This is a genomic window from Brevundimonas sp., assembly GCF_052436175.1.
In the GTDB taxonomy this organism is placed as follows: Bacteria; Pseudomonadota; Alphaproteobacteria; order Caulobacterales; family Caulobacteraceae; genus Brevundimonas.
In genome coordinates this window covers 1-13,351 of record NZ_JBQVNM010000031.1, presented here as the reverse complement: position 1 = coordinate 13,351, position 13,351 = coordinate 1, and the positions used below count along the sequence as shown (strand labels likewise).

Sequence of the window (13,351 nt, the reverse complement as noted above, 5' to 3'; positions counted from 1 at the left end):
TCGCCTCGACCGGCCCTGAGGGGTCGCGCGGCCGCCCCGTAACAGAGCTCCCCTGCATCCCATGACCTCTGCCGCCGCCACCGCCCCCGTCGCCTCGGTGAGGGGGGTATCCAAGACCTTCGGCGCCCGCAAGGCGCTGAACGGGGTCTCCGTCGAGGTCGCCGCCGGGGAGATGGTGGCCCTGATCGGTCCGTCCGGCTCGGGCAAGTCCACCCTGCTGCGCTCGATCACGGGCATGCAGTCGATCGACGCCGGCGACGGGGTGATCGACGTTTTCGGCAAGACCGTTCAGAAGAACGGCCGCATGACCGGCGACGTGCGCGCGGCCCGGGTCAAGCTGGGCATGATCTTCCAGCAGTTCAATCTGGTCGGGCGTCTGAGCCTCTTCTCCAACGTCATGCTGGGCGCCCTGGGCCGCCTGCCCGGCTGGCGCGGCCTGTTCGGCGCCTGGCCCCAGGCGGACAAGGACAAGGCCATGGCGGCCCTGCACCGCGTCGGCGTCTCCGACTACGCCGCCCAGCGCGCCAACACCCTGTCGGGCGGCCAGCAGCAACGCGGCGCCATCGCCCGCGCCATCGTCCAGGGCGCCAGGGCCATCCTGGCCGACGAGCCGGTCGCCTCGCTCGACCCCGTCTCGGCCCGCAAGGTCATGGAGCTGCTGGTCGAGCTGAACCAGCGCGACGGCATGGGCGTGATCGTCACCCTGCACCAGGTCGACTACGCCATCCGCTACTGCAAGCGCGTCGTAGCCCTGAAGGCCGGCAAGGTCGTCTATGACGGCCCGTCCAGCGGTCTGGACACCCCCACCCTGATCGAGATCTACGGCCCCGAGTTCGAGGACGCCTTCTGGGAAACCAAGGCATGAGGCCTTGGGGCCGGACGCGGCGTCTCGGCCTCGGCGGGCTCGTCATCGCCCTCGGCCTGCTGGCGGCGGGCTGCGGCGACCGGGGCGGCGCGACCGAACGGCCGGGTGGCGAGATCGTCTTCTCCATCCTGTCCGCCCAGGGTCAGGCCTCGTCCGGGCCGGTCTGGGCGCCCCTGCTTGAGGACATGGCCCGCGCCACGGGGGCCTCGGTCAAACCCCATTTCGCCTCCGACTATGCGGCCCTGATCGCGGACATGAAGCGTGGCCAGGCCCAGGCCGCCTGGTTCTCTGCCCAGCCGGCCATCGAAGCCATCGACACCGCCGACGCCGAGGTCATCGCCCGCACGGTCAATCTGGACGGCGAGGACAGCTATCAATCGGTCCTGATCGTCAGTCGCGACTCCGGTCTGGACCTTGAGGCCGTTCTGGGCTGCGGCAAACGGCTGGATTTCGGCATCGGCGATCCGCGATCGACCTCGGGCGCCCTGGCCCCCCGGACCTTCCTGTTCGGCCCCCGCAAGATTTCGCCCGAAGCCTGTTTCCGTTCGGTGCGCTCGGCCAACCATGAGCGCAACGCCTTCGAGGTGGCCTCCGGCGTGCTCGACGTCGCCACATCCAACAGCGTCACCCTGGCCAACCTTTCGCGTCAGAATCCGGCCATCGCCGCCGAGATCCGCGAGATCTGGCGCTCGCCGCCGATCCCCGAGGGAGGCATCCTGGTGCGCGAGGACCTCGATCCGGCGCTCAAGGAAAAGATCCGCGCCTTCTTCCTGACCTACGGCCGGGGCGAGGGGGTCGAGGCCGAGCGCCAGCGCAAGGTGCTCGCCGGTCTGGGCTATTCCCGCTTCATCGCCGCCGACGGCGACTATCTCGACCCGGTTCGCGAAATGATCGCCGACGAGGCCCTGACCGCCGCCCGCGCCAGCGGCGACCGGGCCGCCGCCTCGAGCGCCGAACGCGAACTGGCCCGTCTTCGCCAGCGCCGCGAGGTGCAGCCGTGACCCGCCGTCAACACACCATGATCTTCATCCACGTCCCCGCCTGCGGGGTCGCGCATCGGGAAATCCGGGCATGAGCCGCCTTCGCATCCTCTTCGCCTCCGTCGTCGCCGGCGCCTGCCTGGCCCTCGGCCTGACCTCGACCGCCGCCGCCCAGGCCGAACAGCCGAAGAAGATCGTCTTCACCGTGCTCTCGGCCGAGGGGCAGGCGTCTTCAGGGCCCCTGTGGCAACCCTTGCTGGATGATCTGGAAAAGGAGATCGGCATTCCGGTGGAGCCCATCTTCGGCTCCAACTATTCGGTGCTGGTCGAGGCCATGCGCGCCAACCAGGCCCAGATCGGCTGGTTCTCGGCCCTGCCCGCCGTCCAGGCCATCGACCGGTCGCAGGGCGAGGTCATCGCCCGCACCGTCGATGTCGAGGGCAAGGATTCCTACGTCTCGACCCTGATCGTGAAGAAGGGTTCCGGCATCACCGCCGACGATGTGGCCAAGTGCGGCAAGCGCTATGACTTCGGCCTCGGCGACGCCCAGTCGACCTCGGGCACCCTGGCGCCCCTGACCTATTTCTTCGGCCCTCGCGGCATCGACCCGAAGACCTGTTTCGCCACGGTGCGGTCGGCCAATCACCAGGCCAACTCCTTCGCCGTCGCCAATGGACAGGTGGATGTGGCGACCTCCAACTCGGTCAACACCGTCTTCCTGCGCCGCCAGAATCCCCAGATCGCCGACCAGATCGAGACCATCTGGGAGTCACCCCCCATCCCGGAATCCGGCATCGTCCTGCGCTCGGACCTGCCCCCCGCGCTCAAGGCGCGGATCAAGCAGTTCTTCACCACCTACGGACAGGGCTTCGGCCCCGACGCCGAGCGTCAGCGCAAGGTGATGGAGGGGCTGAACTATTCCCAGTTTCGCGCCGCCGATAATTCCTATCTCGACCCCATCCGCGAGATGAAGGCCGATCAGGCCAAGCGTGAAGGCCGGCCGCCCGATGTGGCGCCGCCGACCGCCGCGAGCCGGACCTCCGACCTGTTCCGGCTCACGCCCTTCCTGCTGATCGGCCTGCTGGCCCTGCTCGCCCTGGCGCTTAACCTTGCGCCGAAGACCGGCGCCGCCGTCAGCGACCCGGCGGTCATCCCGCCCGCCCCCAAAAAAGCCCTGCGCGACTGGGCGCTGGATTTGCTGCTGTGGGGCGGCTTCGCCATCATCCTGATCGCCGCCTTCAAGACGGTCGACCTGCCCAACATCACCAATATGTTCTCCAATACCGAGAACATGCGGAACTACGGGCGCGACTTCCTCAATCCCGACTTCACCGACTGGAAGACCCTGGTCGGCCAGATGTGGCTGACGATCCAGATCGCCCTGTGGGGCACCTTCCTTGCCGTCTTCCTCGCGGTGCCGCTCAGCCTGATGGCGTCGCGTAACCTGTCACCGGCCTGGCTGGTCTGGCCGGTGCGGCGGGTCATGGATCTCCTGCGCTCCATTCCCGATCTGGTGATCGGGACCCTGTTCATCGTCGCCGTGGGCCTCGGGCCGCTGGCGGGGGTTCTGGCCATCGCCCTGAACACGGCCGGCGTCCTGGCCAAGCTGTTCTCGGAAGCCGTCGAGTCGATCGACAAGGGCCCGATCGAGGGGGTAAAGGCGACCGGCGCGGGCCGGCTGCACGAGATCGCCTGGGGCGTCATTCCCCAGGTCGCGCCCCTGTGGACCTCCTTCGCCCTCTACCGGTTCGAGTCCAATAGCCGGGCGGCGACGGTGCTGGGTCTGATCGGCGCCGGCGGCATCGGCCAGGTGCTGTTCGAAAGCCTGCAGGCCTTCGACTATCGCACCGTCTCGACCATCGCCCTGATCATCGTCGTGGCGGTGACCCTGATCGACATGCTCAGCCAGGCGATGCGCAAGCGCCTGCTCTGAGGCTCGAGCCGGGAAAAGCGTCACAAATCTCTGATCTAGAACGGCGTGAGTTTCTCGGCCTCAGGGATTTCGACATGATCCGCACCCCGCTCGTCGCGGCCGCCGCCCTGGCGTTCCTGACCCTCGCCGCCTGCAGCCGCGACGGCGCCGGCCAGCGGGCGGGCGTCTGGTCGGCTGGCTCCTCGACCGTCTTCCCCTTCGCGACCCGGGTGGCCGAGAACTTCGGCCGCAACAATCCGGGCATGGCCTCGCCGCGCGTCGAGGCCCTGGGCACCGGCGGCGGCATCAAGGCCTTCTGCCAGGGCCTCGGTCCGACCACGCCCGACATCGCCAACGCCTCGCGTCCGATGAAGGCGTCCGAGTTCGAGGAGTGCGCCAAAAACGGCGTCACCGACATCATCGAACTGCAGATCGGCTATGACGGCATCGTGGTGGCCACGGCGCGCACCGGGAACAGCTTCAACTTCGAGCTGAACGATCTCTATGAGGGTCTGGCCCGCGAGGTGCCCGACGCCTCGGGCCAGTTCGTCCTGAACCCGAAAAAGACCTGGCGCGACGTCAATCCCGGCCTGCCGAACCAGCGCATCCAGGTCTATGGCCCGCCGCCCACCTCCGGCACCCGCGACGCCTTCCTCGAGCTGGGCATGACGCCGGGCGCCAAGCAGGTCCCGGCGGCCGCCGCCGTCGAAAAATCCGACGCCAAGCGGTTCGAGGCCCTGGCCCACACCGTGCGCGAGGACGGCGCCTGGGTCGATTCCGGCGAGAACGACAACGCCATCCTCCAGACCCTGACCCGCACCCCCGGCTCGCTCGGCGTCTTCGGCTTCTCCTTCCTCGAGCAGAACATGGACACGGTGAAGGCCGAGACCATCGACGGCGTCATGCCCTCGGCCGAGACCATCGGGAACGGGACCTATCCCCTGGCCCGAAGCCTCTACATCTATGTGAAGAAGGCCCACATCGGCGTCATTCCGGGCCTGCAGCAGTATATCCAGGAGTTCATGTCCGACGCCTCGGCCGGGCGCGGCGGCTATCTGCACGATCGCGGCCTGATCCCCCTGCCCGAGGCCGAACTCGCCGCGCAACGCGCGCGCGTCACGGGCCTGACGGTGATGGCGAAGCCGGAGAAATAATATCCTTCTCCCCGAGTGGGAGAAGGTGGCAGGCCAAGCCTGACGGTTGAGGGGTATGCGTCACCAGATGGGATGACGCCATCGACGTCGCGCCTGCTGAACCAGCCCCCTCATCCGGCCCTGCGGGCCACCTCCTCCCCCGAGGGGAGAAGGATCATCGTCAGGCCGCCGCCTTGCGGCGCACCCGGGCGATCCGCCGCAGCCGGCGCCAGAAGCGGCCGCGTTGAGGCTCGGGATAGGGCTCCAGGTTCTCGACGAACTGCTCGGCCGAGGCGCGCCAGCTGAACTTCTCGGCATAGGCGCGCACCGCCGCCCGGTCGCACTCCAGCGCCTTCAGACAGGCCGTCTTCAAATCCTCGTCGATGGCGCCGGCGTTGGAGCCCGGGATGATGTCGATGGGGCCGTGGGCCGGGAAGGCGGCGACCGGCGTGCCCGCCGCCATGGCCTCCAGGATCACCAGTCCGAAGGTGTCGGTCCAGGACGGGAAGACGAAGACGTCGGCGTCGCGGAAACAGCGGGCCAGCTCCTCGCCGAACCGGGCGCCGAGGAACTTGGCGTCGGGATAGCGGGCCTCCAGATCCGCGCGCGCGGGGCCGTCGCCGACGATGATCTTGGTGCCCGGCAGATCGGTTTCGAGGAAGGTCTCGATATTCTTCTCGACCGCCACCCGGCCGACATTGAGGAAGAAGGGCCGGGGCCAATCCTTGCCCCCCAGCTCGTCATAGATGCGCGGCAGATCGGGGTTGAACTGTTCGGTGTCCACGCCGCGCGACCAGGGCGAGACGTTCTTGAATCCGTGCTCGACCAGTTCGTCCCTCAGGGTCGGGGTCGCCACCATCAGCCGGCCCGACGGCTTGTGGAACCACTTCATGTAGGCGTAGCCGACCTGGACCGGGATCGGGAACCGGGCCGAGACATATTCCGGGAACTTGGTGTGATAGCTGGTCGTGAACGGCAGCTTCCACTCCACGCAGATGCGCCGCATGGCGATGCCGATGGGGCCTTCGGTGGCGATATGCACGGCCTCGGGCTCGAAGGCGCGCAGCATCTCGCGGATTTCCTCTTCGGCGCCCAGGGCCAGGCGGATCTCCGGATAGGTGGGGCAGGGAATGGTCTTGAACAGGCTGGGTTCGATGACCTCGACCTCGTAGCCCATCGCGCGGCATTCGGCGATGGTCCGGGTCAGGGTGCGGACGACGCCATTGACCTGGGGCTCCCAGGCGTCGGTGGCCAGAACGATGCGCATATGGGCCGAATGGCTCCGCCGTTATCCAGCCCGCACCTTTAGCCGGTCAGGATGACGATGGCGAGACGCTGTCACAATCACCTTTCTGGGGCCACCTTTTCGGGTGCGTTCAGAGGGGCAGCACCGTCGTCGACTTCACCTCTTCCAGCACCGCATAGGTCCGCGTCTCCCGCACCCCCGGCATCCGGACCAGAATGTCGCCGAGGAAGGCGCGGTAGGCGTCCATGTCGCCGACCCGGGCCTTGATGAGATAGTCGAAGCCGCCGGCGACCATATGGCATTCCAGCACCTCGGGCTGGCGGCGCACGGCCGTGGCGAAGGCCTCGAAGACGTCGCCGGTCGTCCGGTCCAGCAGGACCTCGACAAAGATCAGCAGGTCCCGCCCGACCAGGGCCGGGTCGATCATCGCCGCATAGCCGGTGATGACCCCGCGCTCGCGCAGTCGCTTGACCCGTTCGAAACAGGCGGCTGGAGACAGGTTGCACCGACGGGCCAGTTCGGCGTTGGATATGCGGGCGTCCTCCTGCAGCACCCGCAGGATGCGGCGATCAGTGGCGTCGATCTCGGTCATCGGAACAAACGGCCTTTCACCGAACGATCTTCGTCTTGAGTCTACATCATACAAAGCACCTTCGGCCAGACCGCTCCTATACGACGCCGATCCCAGAAGTCGCTCTCACAGGTTCGCCGCCCATGACCTCCCCGACTTTCGACCCCGCCCCCTATGCCCACTGGGACACATTGGACGCCGGCAAGTTCGCCGACGAGCGTCAGGCCGTGGCGACCAATCTGTCCCGCATCCCGTTCGACGCCGCCGGCCGCGCGGCTGTGGTGGCCGAGGCCGTCGCGCTGGTCGAACACGCCCGGCGCAGCCAGAAGAAACAGGGGGTGGTCGAAAGCTTCCTGCAGGAATTCTCTCTCGGCACCCGCGAGGGTCTGGCCCTGATGTGTCTGGCCGAGGCCCTGCTGCGCACCCCCGACGAGGACACCCGCGACCGTCTGATCGCCGAGAAGATCGGCTCGGCCGACTGGGCCTCGCATCTCGGCAATTCCGACAGCCTGTTCGTCAACGCCTCGACCTGGGGTCTGATGCTGACCGGCAAGCTGGTCGATGCGGATGAAGAGGCCAAGACCGACCTGCCCGGCTTCCTGAAGCGGATCGCCGGTCGTCTGGGCGAGCCTGTCATTCGTCAGGCCGTGGCCACGGCGGTGAAGATCATGGGCGAGCAGTTTGTGGTCGGCCGCACCATCGGCGCGGCCTTGAAGCGGGCCGACCGCGAGGGCTGGCTGTGCAGCTTCGACATGCTGGGCGAGGGCGCCCGCACCGCCGCGGACGCCGAACGCTATGAACATATCTACGCCGAGGCCATCGAGGCGGTCGGGCGCACGGCCAAGGGTCAGGGCCCCGAGGTCGGCCACGGCGTCTCGGTCAAGCTGTCGGCCCTCTGTCCCCGCTATGAGGCGACGCATGAAACGCGCGTCTGGGACGAACTCTATCCCCGCATCCTGCGTTTGGCCCTGATCGCCGCGCGCCACGACATCAACTTCACTATCGACGCCGAGGAGGCCGACCGCCTGGCCCTGTCGCTGAAGCTGCTGGACCGGCTGGCGCATGAGCCGGACCTGCGCGACTGGACCGGTCTGGGCCTCGCGGTTCAAGCCTATCAGAAGCGCGGTCATGAGGTCATCACCCGCGTCGCTGACCTGGCCCGCCGCGCCCATCGCCGCCTGATGGTGCGTCTGGTCAAGGGCGCCTATTGGGACACCGAGATCAAGCGCGCCCAGGTCGGAGGCCGCGAGGACTATCCGGTCTTCACCACCAAGGCCGCGACCGACCTCAACTATCTGGTCTGCGCCCGGGCCATGATCGACGCGTCGCCGGACCTCTACGCCCAGTTCGCCACCCACAACGCCCACTCGCTCGCCGCCGTCCACCGGATGGCGCGGGACGCGGGCGTGAAGATCGAGTTCCAGCGCCTTCACGGCATGGGCGAGGCCCTCTATGACGCCGCCCGCAACCAGTTCGGGGCCGTCACCGTCCGCGCCTACGCCCCCGTCGGCGGGCATGAGGAGCTGCTGCCCTATCTGGTGCGCCGCCTGCTGGAGAACGGCGCCAACTCCTCCTTCGTCCACGCCCTGCTCGACGAACGCGTGCCCGCCTCCGCCGTCGCCGGCGACCCCATAACGGCCGTCGAGGCCCACCCCGACCGCCACGCCAAGATCCCCACGCCCAAGGACATGTACATGGACCGCCAGAATTCTATGGGCCGGGACTATTCCCAGGCCGCCGACCGCGCCCGCCACGCCGAGGCCCTGGAGAAGGTCGATCGCGAACGCTTCGCCTCCGGCCCCATCATCGGCGGCGCCCTGAAGGCCGGGACCAATCCGCAGGAGGTGCTCAGCCCGTTCGACGGCCGTGTCCTGGGCCATGTCTCCGAAGCGACCCTCGCCGACATCGAGGCCGCCGCCGACAAGGCCGCCGTCGCCCAGATCCGCTGGGATCGTCTCGGCGGTTCCGGCCGCGCCCCCGTCCTGCGCGCCATGGCCGATGCGCTCGAAGCCGACCTGGACCGTCTGGTCGCCCTGCTCAGCCGCGAGGCGGGCAAGACCCTGAACGACGGGGTCGCCGAGGTGCGCGAGGCCGCCGACTTCCTGCGCTACTACGCCCTTCTGGCCGAGAAACAGTCCGGCGGCGCCGAAACGCTGAAGGGCCCGGTCGGAGAGGTGAACCAGCTGGTCCTGCACGGACGCGGCGTCTTCGCCTGCATCAGCCCGTGGAACTTCCCACTGGCCATCTTCACCGGCCAGATCGCGGCGGCCCTGGCGGCCGGCAACGCGGTGCTGGCCAAGCCCGCCGAACAGACCCCCCTGATCGCCGCCGAGGCGGTGCGCCTGTTCCACAAGGCCGGCCTTCATCCCGATCTTCTGGCCCTCGTCCCCGGTCGCGGCGAGACGGTGGGCGCCGCCCTCGTCAATCATCCGGGCGTGGACGGCGTGGCCTTCACCGGCGGCACGGATACCGCATCAAGCATCAACCGCAGCCTCGCGGCCCGGCCCGGCGCCATCATCCCCTTCATCGCCGAGACCGGGGGTCTGAACGGCATGTTCGTGGACACGACCGCGCTCAAGGAACAGGTGATCGACGACGTCATCAACTCCGCCTTCGGAAGCGCGGGCCAGCGCTGCTCGGCCCTGCGCATCCTCTATGCGCCCAAGGATTCCGCCGACGCCCTGATCGAGGGGCTGAAGGGGGCGCTGGCGGCCCAGGTCGTGGGCGATCCCGCCGACCCGACCACCGACATCGGCCCGGTCATCGACGCCGAAAGCAAGGCGGTTCTCGACGCCCACGTCGAACGCCTGTCGCGCGAGGCCAGGGTCATCGCCCGGGCCGAGGTTCCCGCCGGATCGAAGGGCCACGTCTTCGCCCCGACCATCGCCGAAATCCCCACCCCCGACTTCCTCGAACGCGAGGTCTTCGGCCCGGTGCTCCACATCTATCGCTATGAACCGAAGGACCTGAAGACGGTCGCGGGCAAGCTGGCCTCGCGCGGCTATGGCCTGACCCTGGGCGTCCACTCCCGCATCGAGGCCTTCGCCGCCGAGGTCGTCGACCTGGTCCCGGCCGGCAACGTCTACATCAACCGGGGCGTCACCGGCGCCGTCGTCGGCGTGCAACCGTTCGGCGGCGAGGGCCTCTCCGGCACCGGCCCCAAGGCCGGCGGCCCCAACAGCCTGATCCGGTTCGCGGCCGAAAAGGCCATCAGCAACAACATCTCCGCCCAGGGCGGCGATCCGGCGCTGTTGAACCTGTAGAAGGATGCCCCCGCGCCACAAAAACTGAGCCCGGATTGAACCGTTTCCCTCACCCGCCGCACCTTTATCCTGATGGCAGAGAGGGCGGCATGATGAGGGAGGCGACCGGTCGGGTTCTGGACGAATACCTCGTCGTCGCTGCGGCGGCGGGGGATCGTCGGGCTTTCGGGGACCTGGCCCGCCGCTGGAACCGGAAGCTGATCGCCCACGCCTGGCGATTGACCGGCGATCAGGAAATCGCACTTGAGGCGGCCCAGTCCGCCTGGGTCGAGATCGCACGCGGCATAGTAAGGCTTAGGGACGAAAAGGCCTTTCCCGCCTGGGCCTACCGGATCGTGTCGCGTCGCTGCGCCCGTCTCATCGCCGCGCGACAGGCGGACCGCGCGCTGGCGGCCTCGGTCGCCGCCGAGCCGCCTCCCCCTCCCGCGATGACCGACGACGCCTTCGGGATGCGGCTCGAGGCCGAACGCCTGCACGCCGCCATTCGCGCCCTGCCGCCGGCGCAACGGGCCGCGATCGCCCTGTTTCATTTCGAGCAGATGACCGTCGCCGAGACGGCCGTCGCCCTCGATATTCCGGCGGGCACAGTCAAGACCCGCCTCATGCACGCACGCCTCGCCCTGCGGGCCGTGCTGGAAGGAGATGACCATGCGTAACATCGACCAGACCCTCGACGACGCCCTGGCCGAGGAGGAGCGGGCCCTTCTGGCCCGGATCAATCAGGACCCCGGCCATCTCGCCCAGGTCGCCGCCCTGTTCGCGGGCAGGTCCGGCTGGGTCAGCGCCGTGCTGATGGCCGCACAGTTCATCCTGTTCATCGCGGGCGTCTGGACTGCATGGCGCTTCTTCGCCGCGACAGACCCGCTTGCGGCCCTGCACTGGGGACTGCCCTCAGCGGTGCTGCTGATCATGGCGCTGATGATCAAGCTGGCCCTGTGGCCGATGATGCAGACCAACCGCCTGATCCTGTCTCTGAAACGGCTGGAACTTCTGATCGTCCAGTCCAGGGAGCGCTGATTGCGGTCTGCCCGACGTCGCCGGCAGGGCGCCTGGTATCCTCGACGCGGCGGCTGTCCTGAACCCGCAGATTGATCCAATCGTGACTGGCCAGTTCCGCCCACGCCTGACACCCTGACCTGTCGGCCATGCCCCGGCCGATGTTTCACCGGGTGTTCCCATGCGCGTGCTGCTGTTGTCCGCCGGACTGTGTCTGATCGCCGGATGTGGGGAGACGCAGGATCGCACGCCTGACCGCGCCGCGTCTGCGACCGCTACTGAAGCCACACCCTCGCCGCCGCCCTCCGAGCAGGCCGCGCCCGACCTGTCGGCCTATGTCGGCAAGTATCCCTTCGATGCGGTCGACGGCGTCGTCTTCATCGATCACCCCGTCGTGCGGCTGGCGCTGGAGTCGTCAGGCGCACCAGCCGAGGCCCTCGCGTTGGCGCGTGACCGCAATCAGGTCGTCACTCCGATCTTCCGCAGCGGTCCCGCGCTGGTCGCTTCCGGCTACGATCCGCGCTCGGGCGGCAGCGTGAACTGGAACCTGGCCGTCACGCCGGACGGCGAACACGCCGTGGTCTGCTATCAGGACGCCCCTATCGGCTACGCCTATGAGGGCGGCAAGCGCACCCATCCGGTCCAGCCCCGGTGTGCACACGACGAAGAGAGCGCCGAGGAGCAGTTGTTCGAGTGGCCGTCCTGAACCACCTTCGCTCACAACGGCCTCAGCCTGGCCTCCACCGCCTGCCATAAGGCCGCCTCGTCGCGACGCCCTTCCGCCTCGGCGGCGCGGGCCAGTTCGACGGCGCGTGCGTGCCCGCGCCAGTTGAGGTTCCAGGCCAGATCGTTGGTGCGACGCCAGACCTCCTCGGCCCAGGACGGCTCCGTGACGTCCGGCGCGATCACGACCCAACCTCCGCGTTCTGCGCCGCCCGGCCGAAAAGCCCGGCGGACAGGGCCCAGGCGACGACCCAGGCGCACAGAAGGGAGGCGTCCGTGTCGCGCGTGATCGCATAGCCGACCGCGACCGTCCCCGCCTGCACCGCCGCCATGGCCCACAGGGTCAGGCTCAGGCCGCGCGCGCGAAAGCGGGCCACGAGTGCGCCGATGGTCCCCACCCCCAGCGGCAGGAGGAACAGCAGGTTGAACAGGTCGTTCTCCGACCCCACCAGACCGACCGCCCCCTGGACCCAGAGCATCAGAAAGGCCGCGACCACGGCCACGGCGGCGCCCGCGCGATAAAGCCAGTCGTCGCTCAGCCGCACCGCCAGTTCCGCCGCCCCGATCAAGGCCGCTAGCATGGCTCCGGCTACCACGAAGTCGAAGCCGGTCCATTGAACCTCCGACGTGAACCGCATGGCGATCAGGGGGATCATCAGCACCAGCCCCGCTCCGGTCCAGGCGGCGATCCGCCAACCGACCAAGCGGCGCGGTCGATCGGTCACAACGGGGCTGTTTTCAGGGGTCGTCATTGCCTAGGCTCCTCACTCGTTTGAGCCTCCTGCATGCGCCACCGAACGGTGAGCGGCATGAGGGCGGTGTGAGGGTCTGCTGAAAAATGACGACGGACGCCGCCCCCGGCATCACATCCGCAGCCCCCACCGCCCCCCGGCGCTTCGACGGTTTCGTGCTGGATCCGGCCGACCGGCGCCTGAGCCGTGACGGGGCCACGATCGACATCAGCGGCCGCTACCTCGACGCCCTGATCCTGCTGACCGGAGAAGCGGGCAGACTGGTGTCCAAGGACCGGTTCATGGCCGAGGTGTGGAAGGGCGTGCCGGTCACCGACGAGGCCCTGACCCAGTGCATCCGCGCCCTGCGCAAGGCGCTCGGCGACGACGCGACCCGTCCGCGCTTCATCGAGACGGCCCCCCGGCATGGCTACCGTTTTGTCGCCAGGGTCGAGCCGGTCGGGGCCGGGCCTGTTCCGACGGCGCCCCAGCCGCCGGTCGTGGAACCGGGCTCGCCACCACCCGAGGCCCGGGCCGCGCCTCTGGTCGAACCTCTGGCCGACTGGCGACGTTTCCGGGTGCGCAGTGCGGCGGCCATGATCGGCGGCGGCGGGGCGGGACTGGTCGGCGGACTGATCTATGGACTGGTCGCCGCCTCGGGCTTGCAGGGATCGGGCATGGGCGCCTCGTCGGTTCTGGTCATGACCGGCCTGACCCTCTGGGTCGGGCTGGTCGGCGGGGCGGGGGTCGGCGCCGGGATCGCGGCGGCCAGTCTGAAGTCGCCGATGCCCGGGCCGGGGAGCATCGCGGGCGGGGCCCTGGGCGGTCTTCTGGTCGGAGGGCTGGTCAAGCTGATCGGGGTGGACGCCTTCGCCCTGCTGCTCGGCCAGTCGCCGGGCGCCATCACAGGCGCGGGCGAGGGCGCCGCGCT

General features: G+C 68.7%; 13 protein-coding genes and 1 pseudogene. 10 read left to right on the top strand and 4 right to left on the bottom strand.

The features are described 5' to 3' along the window. Positions 1-61: 61 nt before the first annotated feature. The 5 genes and pseudogenes from phnC to ACT6QK_RS08750 all read left to right on the top strand — a co-directional run bounded on the left by phnC (position 62) and on the right by ACT6QK_RS08750 (position 4,911). Complete coding sequence (gene phnC, locus ACT6QK_RS08770; protein ID WP_444597447.1) at positions 62-865, top strand: phosphonate ABC transporter ATP-binding protein; 804 nt, start codon at positions 62-64, stop codon at positions 863-865. Beyond that, on the top strand, positions 862-1,866 hold the full coding sequence (gene phnD, locus ACT6QK_RS08765) for a phosphate/phosphite/phosphonate ABC transporter substrate-binding protein (protein ID WP_444597446.1): 1,005 nt from the start codon (positions 862-864) through the stop codon (positions 1,864-1,866). Before phnC ends, phnD (ACT6QK_RS08765) begins: the two co-directional genes overlap by 4 nt. Before the next feature lie 70 nt (positions 1,867-1,936). Then, positions 1,937-2,779: pseudogene (gene phnD, locus ACT6QK_RS08760) on the top strand (phosphate/phosphite/phosphonate ABC transporter substrate-binding protein); the annotation flags it as partial. 153 nt (positions 2,780-2,932) lie between these two features. After that, a complete protein-coding gene (phnE, locus tag ACT6QK_RS08755) occupies positions 2,933-3,778 on the top strand; it encodes a phosphonate ABC transporter, permease protein PhnE (RefSeq protein ID WP_444597462.1) in 846 nt (281 codons plus the stop codon). A 74-nt stretch (positions 3,779-3,852) separates the two neighbouring features. Next, positions 3,853-4,911 carry a substrate-binding domain-containing protein gene (locus ACT6QK_RS08750; RefSeq protein WP_444597445.1) on the top strand — a complete coding sequence of 353 codons (1,059 nt, stop codon included), beginning with the start codon at positions 3,853-3,855 and terminating at the stop codon, positions 4,909-4,911. A gap of 160 nt (positions 4,912-5,071) precedes the next feature. Here ACT6QK_RS08750 and ACT6QK_RS08745 read toward each other — a convergent pair whose 3' ends face one another. After that, positions 5,072-6,157 carry a glycosyltransferase family 4 protein gene (locus ACT6QK_RS08745; protein ID WP_444597444.1) on the bottom strand — a complete coding sequence of 362 codons (1,086 nt, stop codon included), beginning with the start codon at positions 6,155-6,157 and terminating at the stop codon, positions 5,072-5,074. 109 nt (positions 6,158-6,266) lie between these two features. Beyond that, positions 6,267-6,728 carry an Lrp/AsnC ligand binding domain-containing protein gene (locus ACT6QK_RS08740; RefSeq protein WP_444597443.1) on the bottom strand — a complete coding sequence of 154 codons (462 nt, stop codon included), beginning with the start codon at positions 6,726-6,728 and terminating at the stop codon, positions 6,267-6,269. Between the two features lie 122 nt (positions 6,729-6,850). On the opposite strand from ACT6QK_RS08740, the gene putA reads away from it, so the two are divergent. From putA to ACT6QK_RS08720, 4 genes are all read left to right on the top strand, one after another. After that, on the top strand, positions 6,851-9,970 hold the full coding sequence (gene putA, locus ACT6QK_RS08735; RefSeq protein WP_444597442.1) for a bifunctional proline dehydrogenase/L-glutamate gamma-semialdehyde dehydrogenase PutA: 3,120 nt from the start codon (positions 6,851-6,853) through the stop codon (positions 9,968-9,970). A 92-nt stretch (positions 9,971-10,062) separates the two neighbouring features. Continuing rightward, positions 10,063-10,626 (top strand): RNA polymerase sigma factor, encoded by a 564-nt coding sequence (locus tag ACT6QK_RS08730; RefSeq protein WP_444597441.1) that lies wholly within the window; start codon positions 10,063-10,065, stop codon positions 10,624-10,626. Then, a complete protein-coding gene (locus tag ACT6QK_RS08725; RefSeq protein WP_444597440.1) occupies positions 10,619-10,987 on the top strand; it encodes a DUF6768 family protein in 369 nt (122 codons plus the stop codon). Before ACT6QK_RS08730 ends, ACT6QK_RS08725 begins: the two co-directional genes overlap by 8 nt. A gap of 160 nt (positions 10,988-11,147) precedes the next feature. Beyond that, positions 11,148-11,672 carry a hypothetical protein gene (locus tag ACT6QK_RS08720; RefSeq protein WP_444597439.1) on the top strand — a complete coding sequence of 175 codons (525 nt, stop codon included), beginning with the start codon at positions 11,148-11,150 and terminating at the stop codon, positions 11,670-11,672. Positions 11,673-11,683: 11 nt separating this feature from the next. On the opposite strand, the gene ACT6QK_RS08715 is transcribed toward ACT6QK_RS08720, so the two are convergent. Both ACT6QK_RS08715 and ACT6QK_RS08710 read right to left on the bottom strand, forming a co-directional pair. Continuing rightward, positions 11,684-11,875, bottom strand: a complete 192-nt coding sequence (locus tag ACT6QK_RS08715) for a hypothetical protein (RefSeq protein WP_444597438.1) — start codon at positions 11,873-11,875, stop codon at positions 11,684-11,686. Continuing rightward, positions 11,872-12,441, bottom strand: coding sequence for a hypothetical protein (locus ACT6QK_RS08710; protein ID WP_444597437.1), 570 nt, complete (start codon positions 12,439-12,441; stop codon positions 11,872-11,874). Before ACT6QK_RS08710 ends, ACT6QK_RS08715 begins: the two co-directional genes overlap by 4 nt. An 86-nt stretch (positions 12,442-12,527) precedes the next feature. Between ACT6QK_RS08710 and ACT6QK_RS08705 the strand changes: the two genes are divergently transcribed. After that, the coding region (locus ACT6QK_RS08705) for a winged helix-turn-helix domain-containing protein (protein ID WP_444597436.1) at positions 12,528-13,351 on the top strand (824 nt) is incomplete at its 3' end.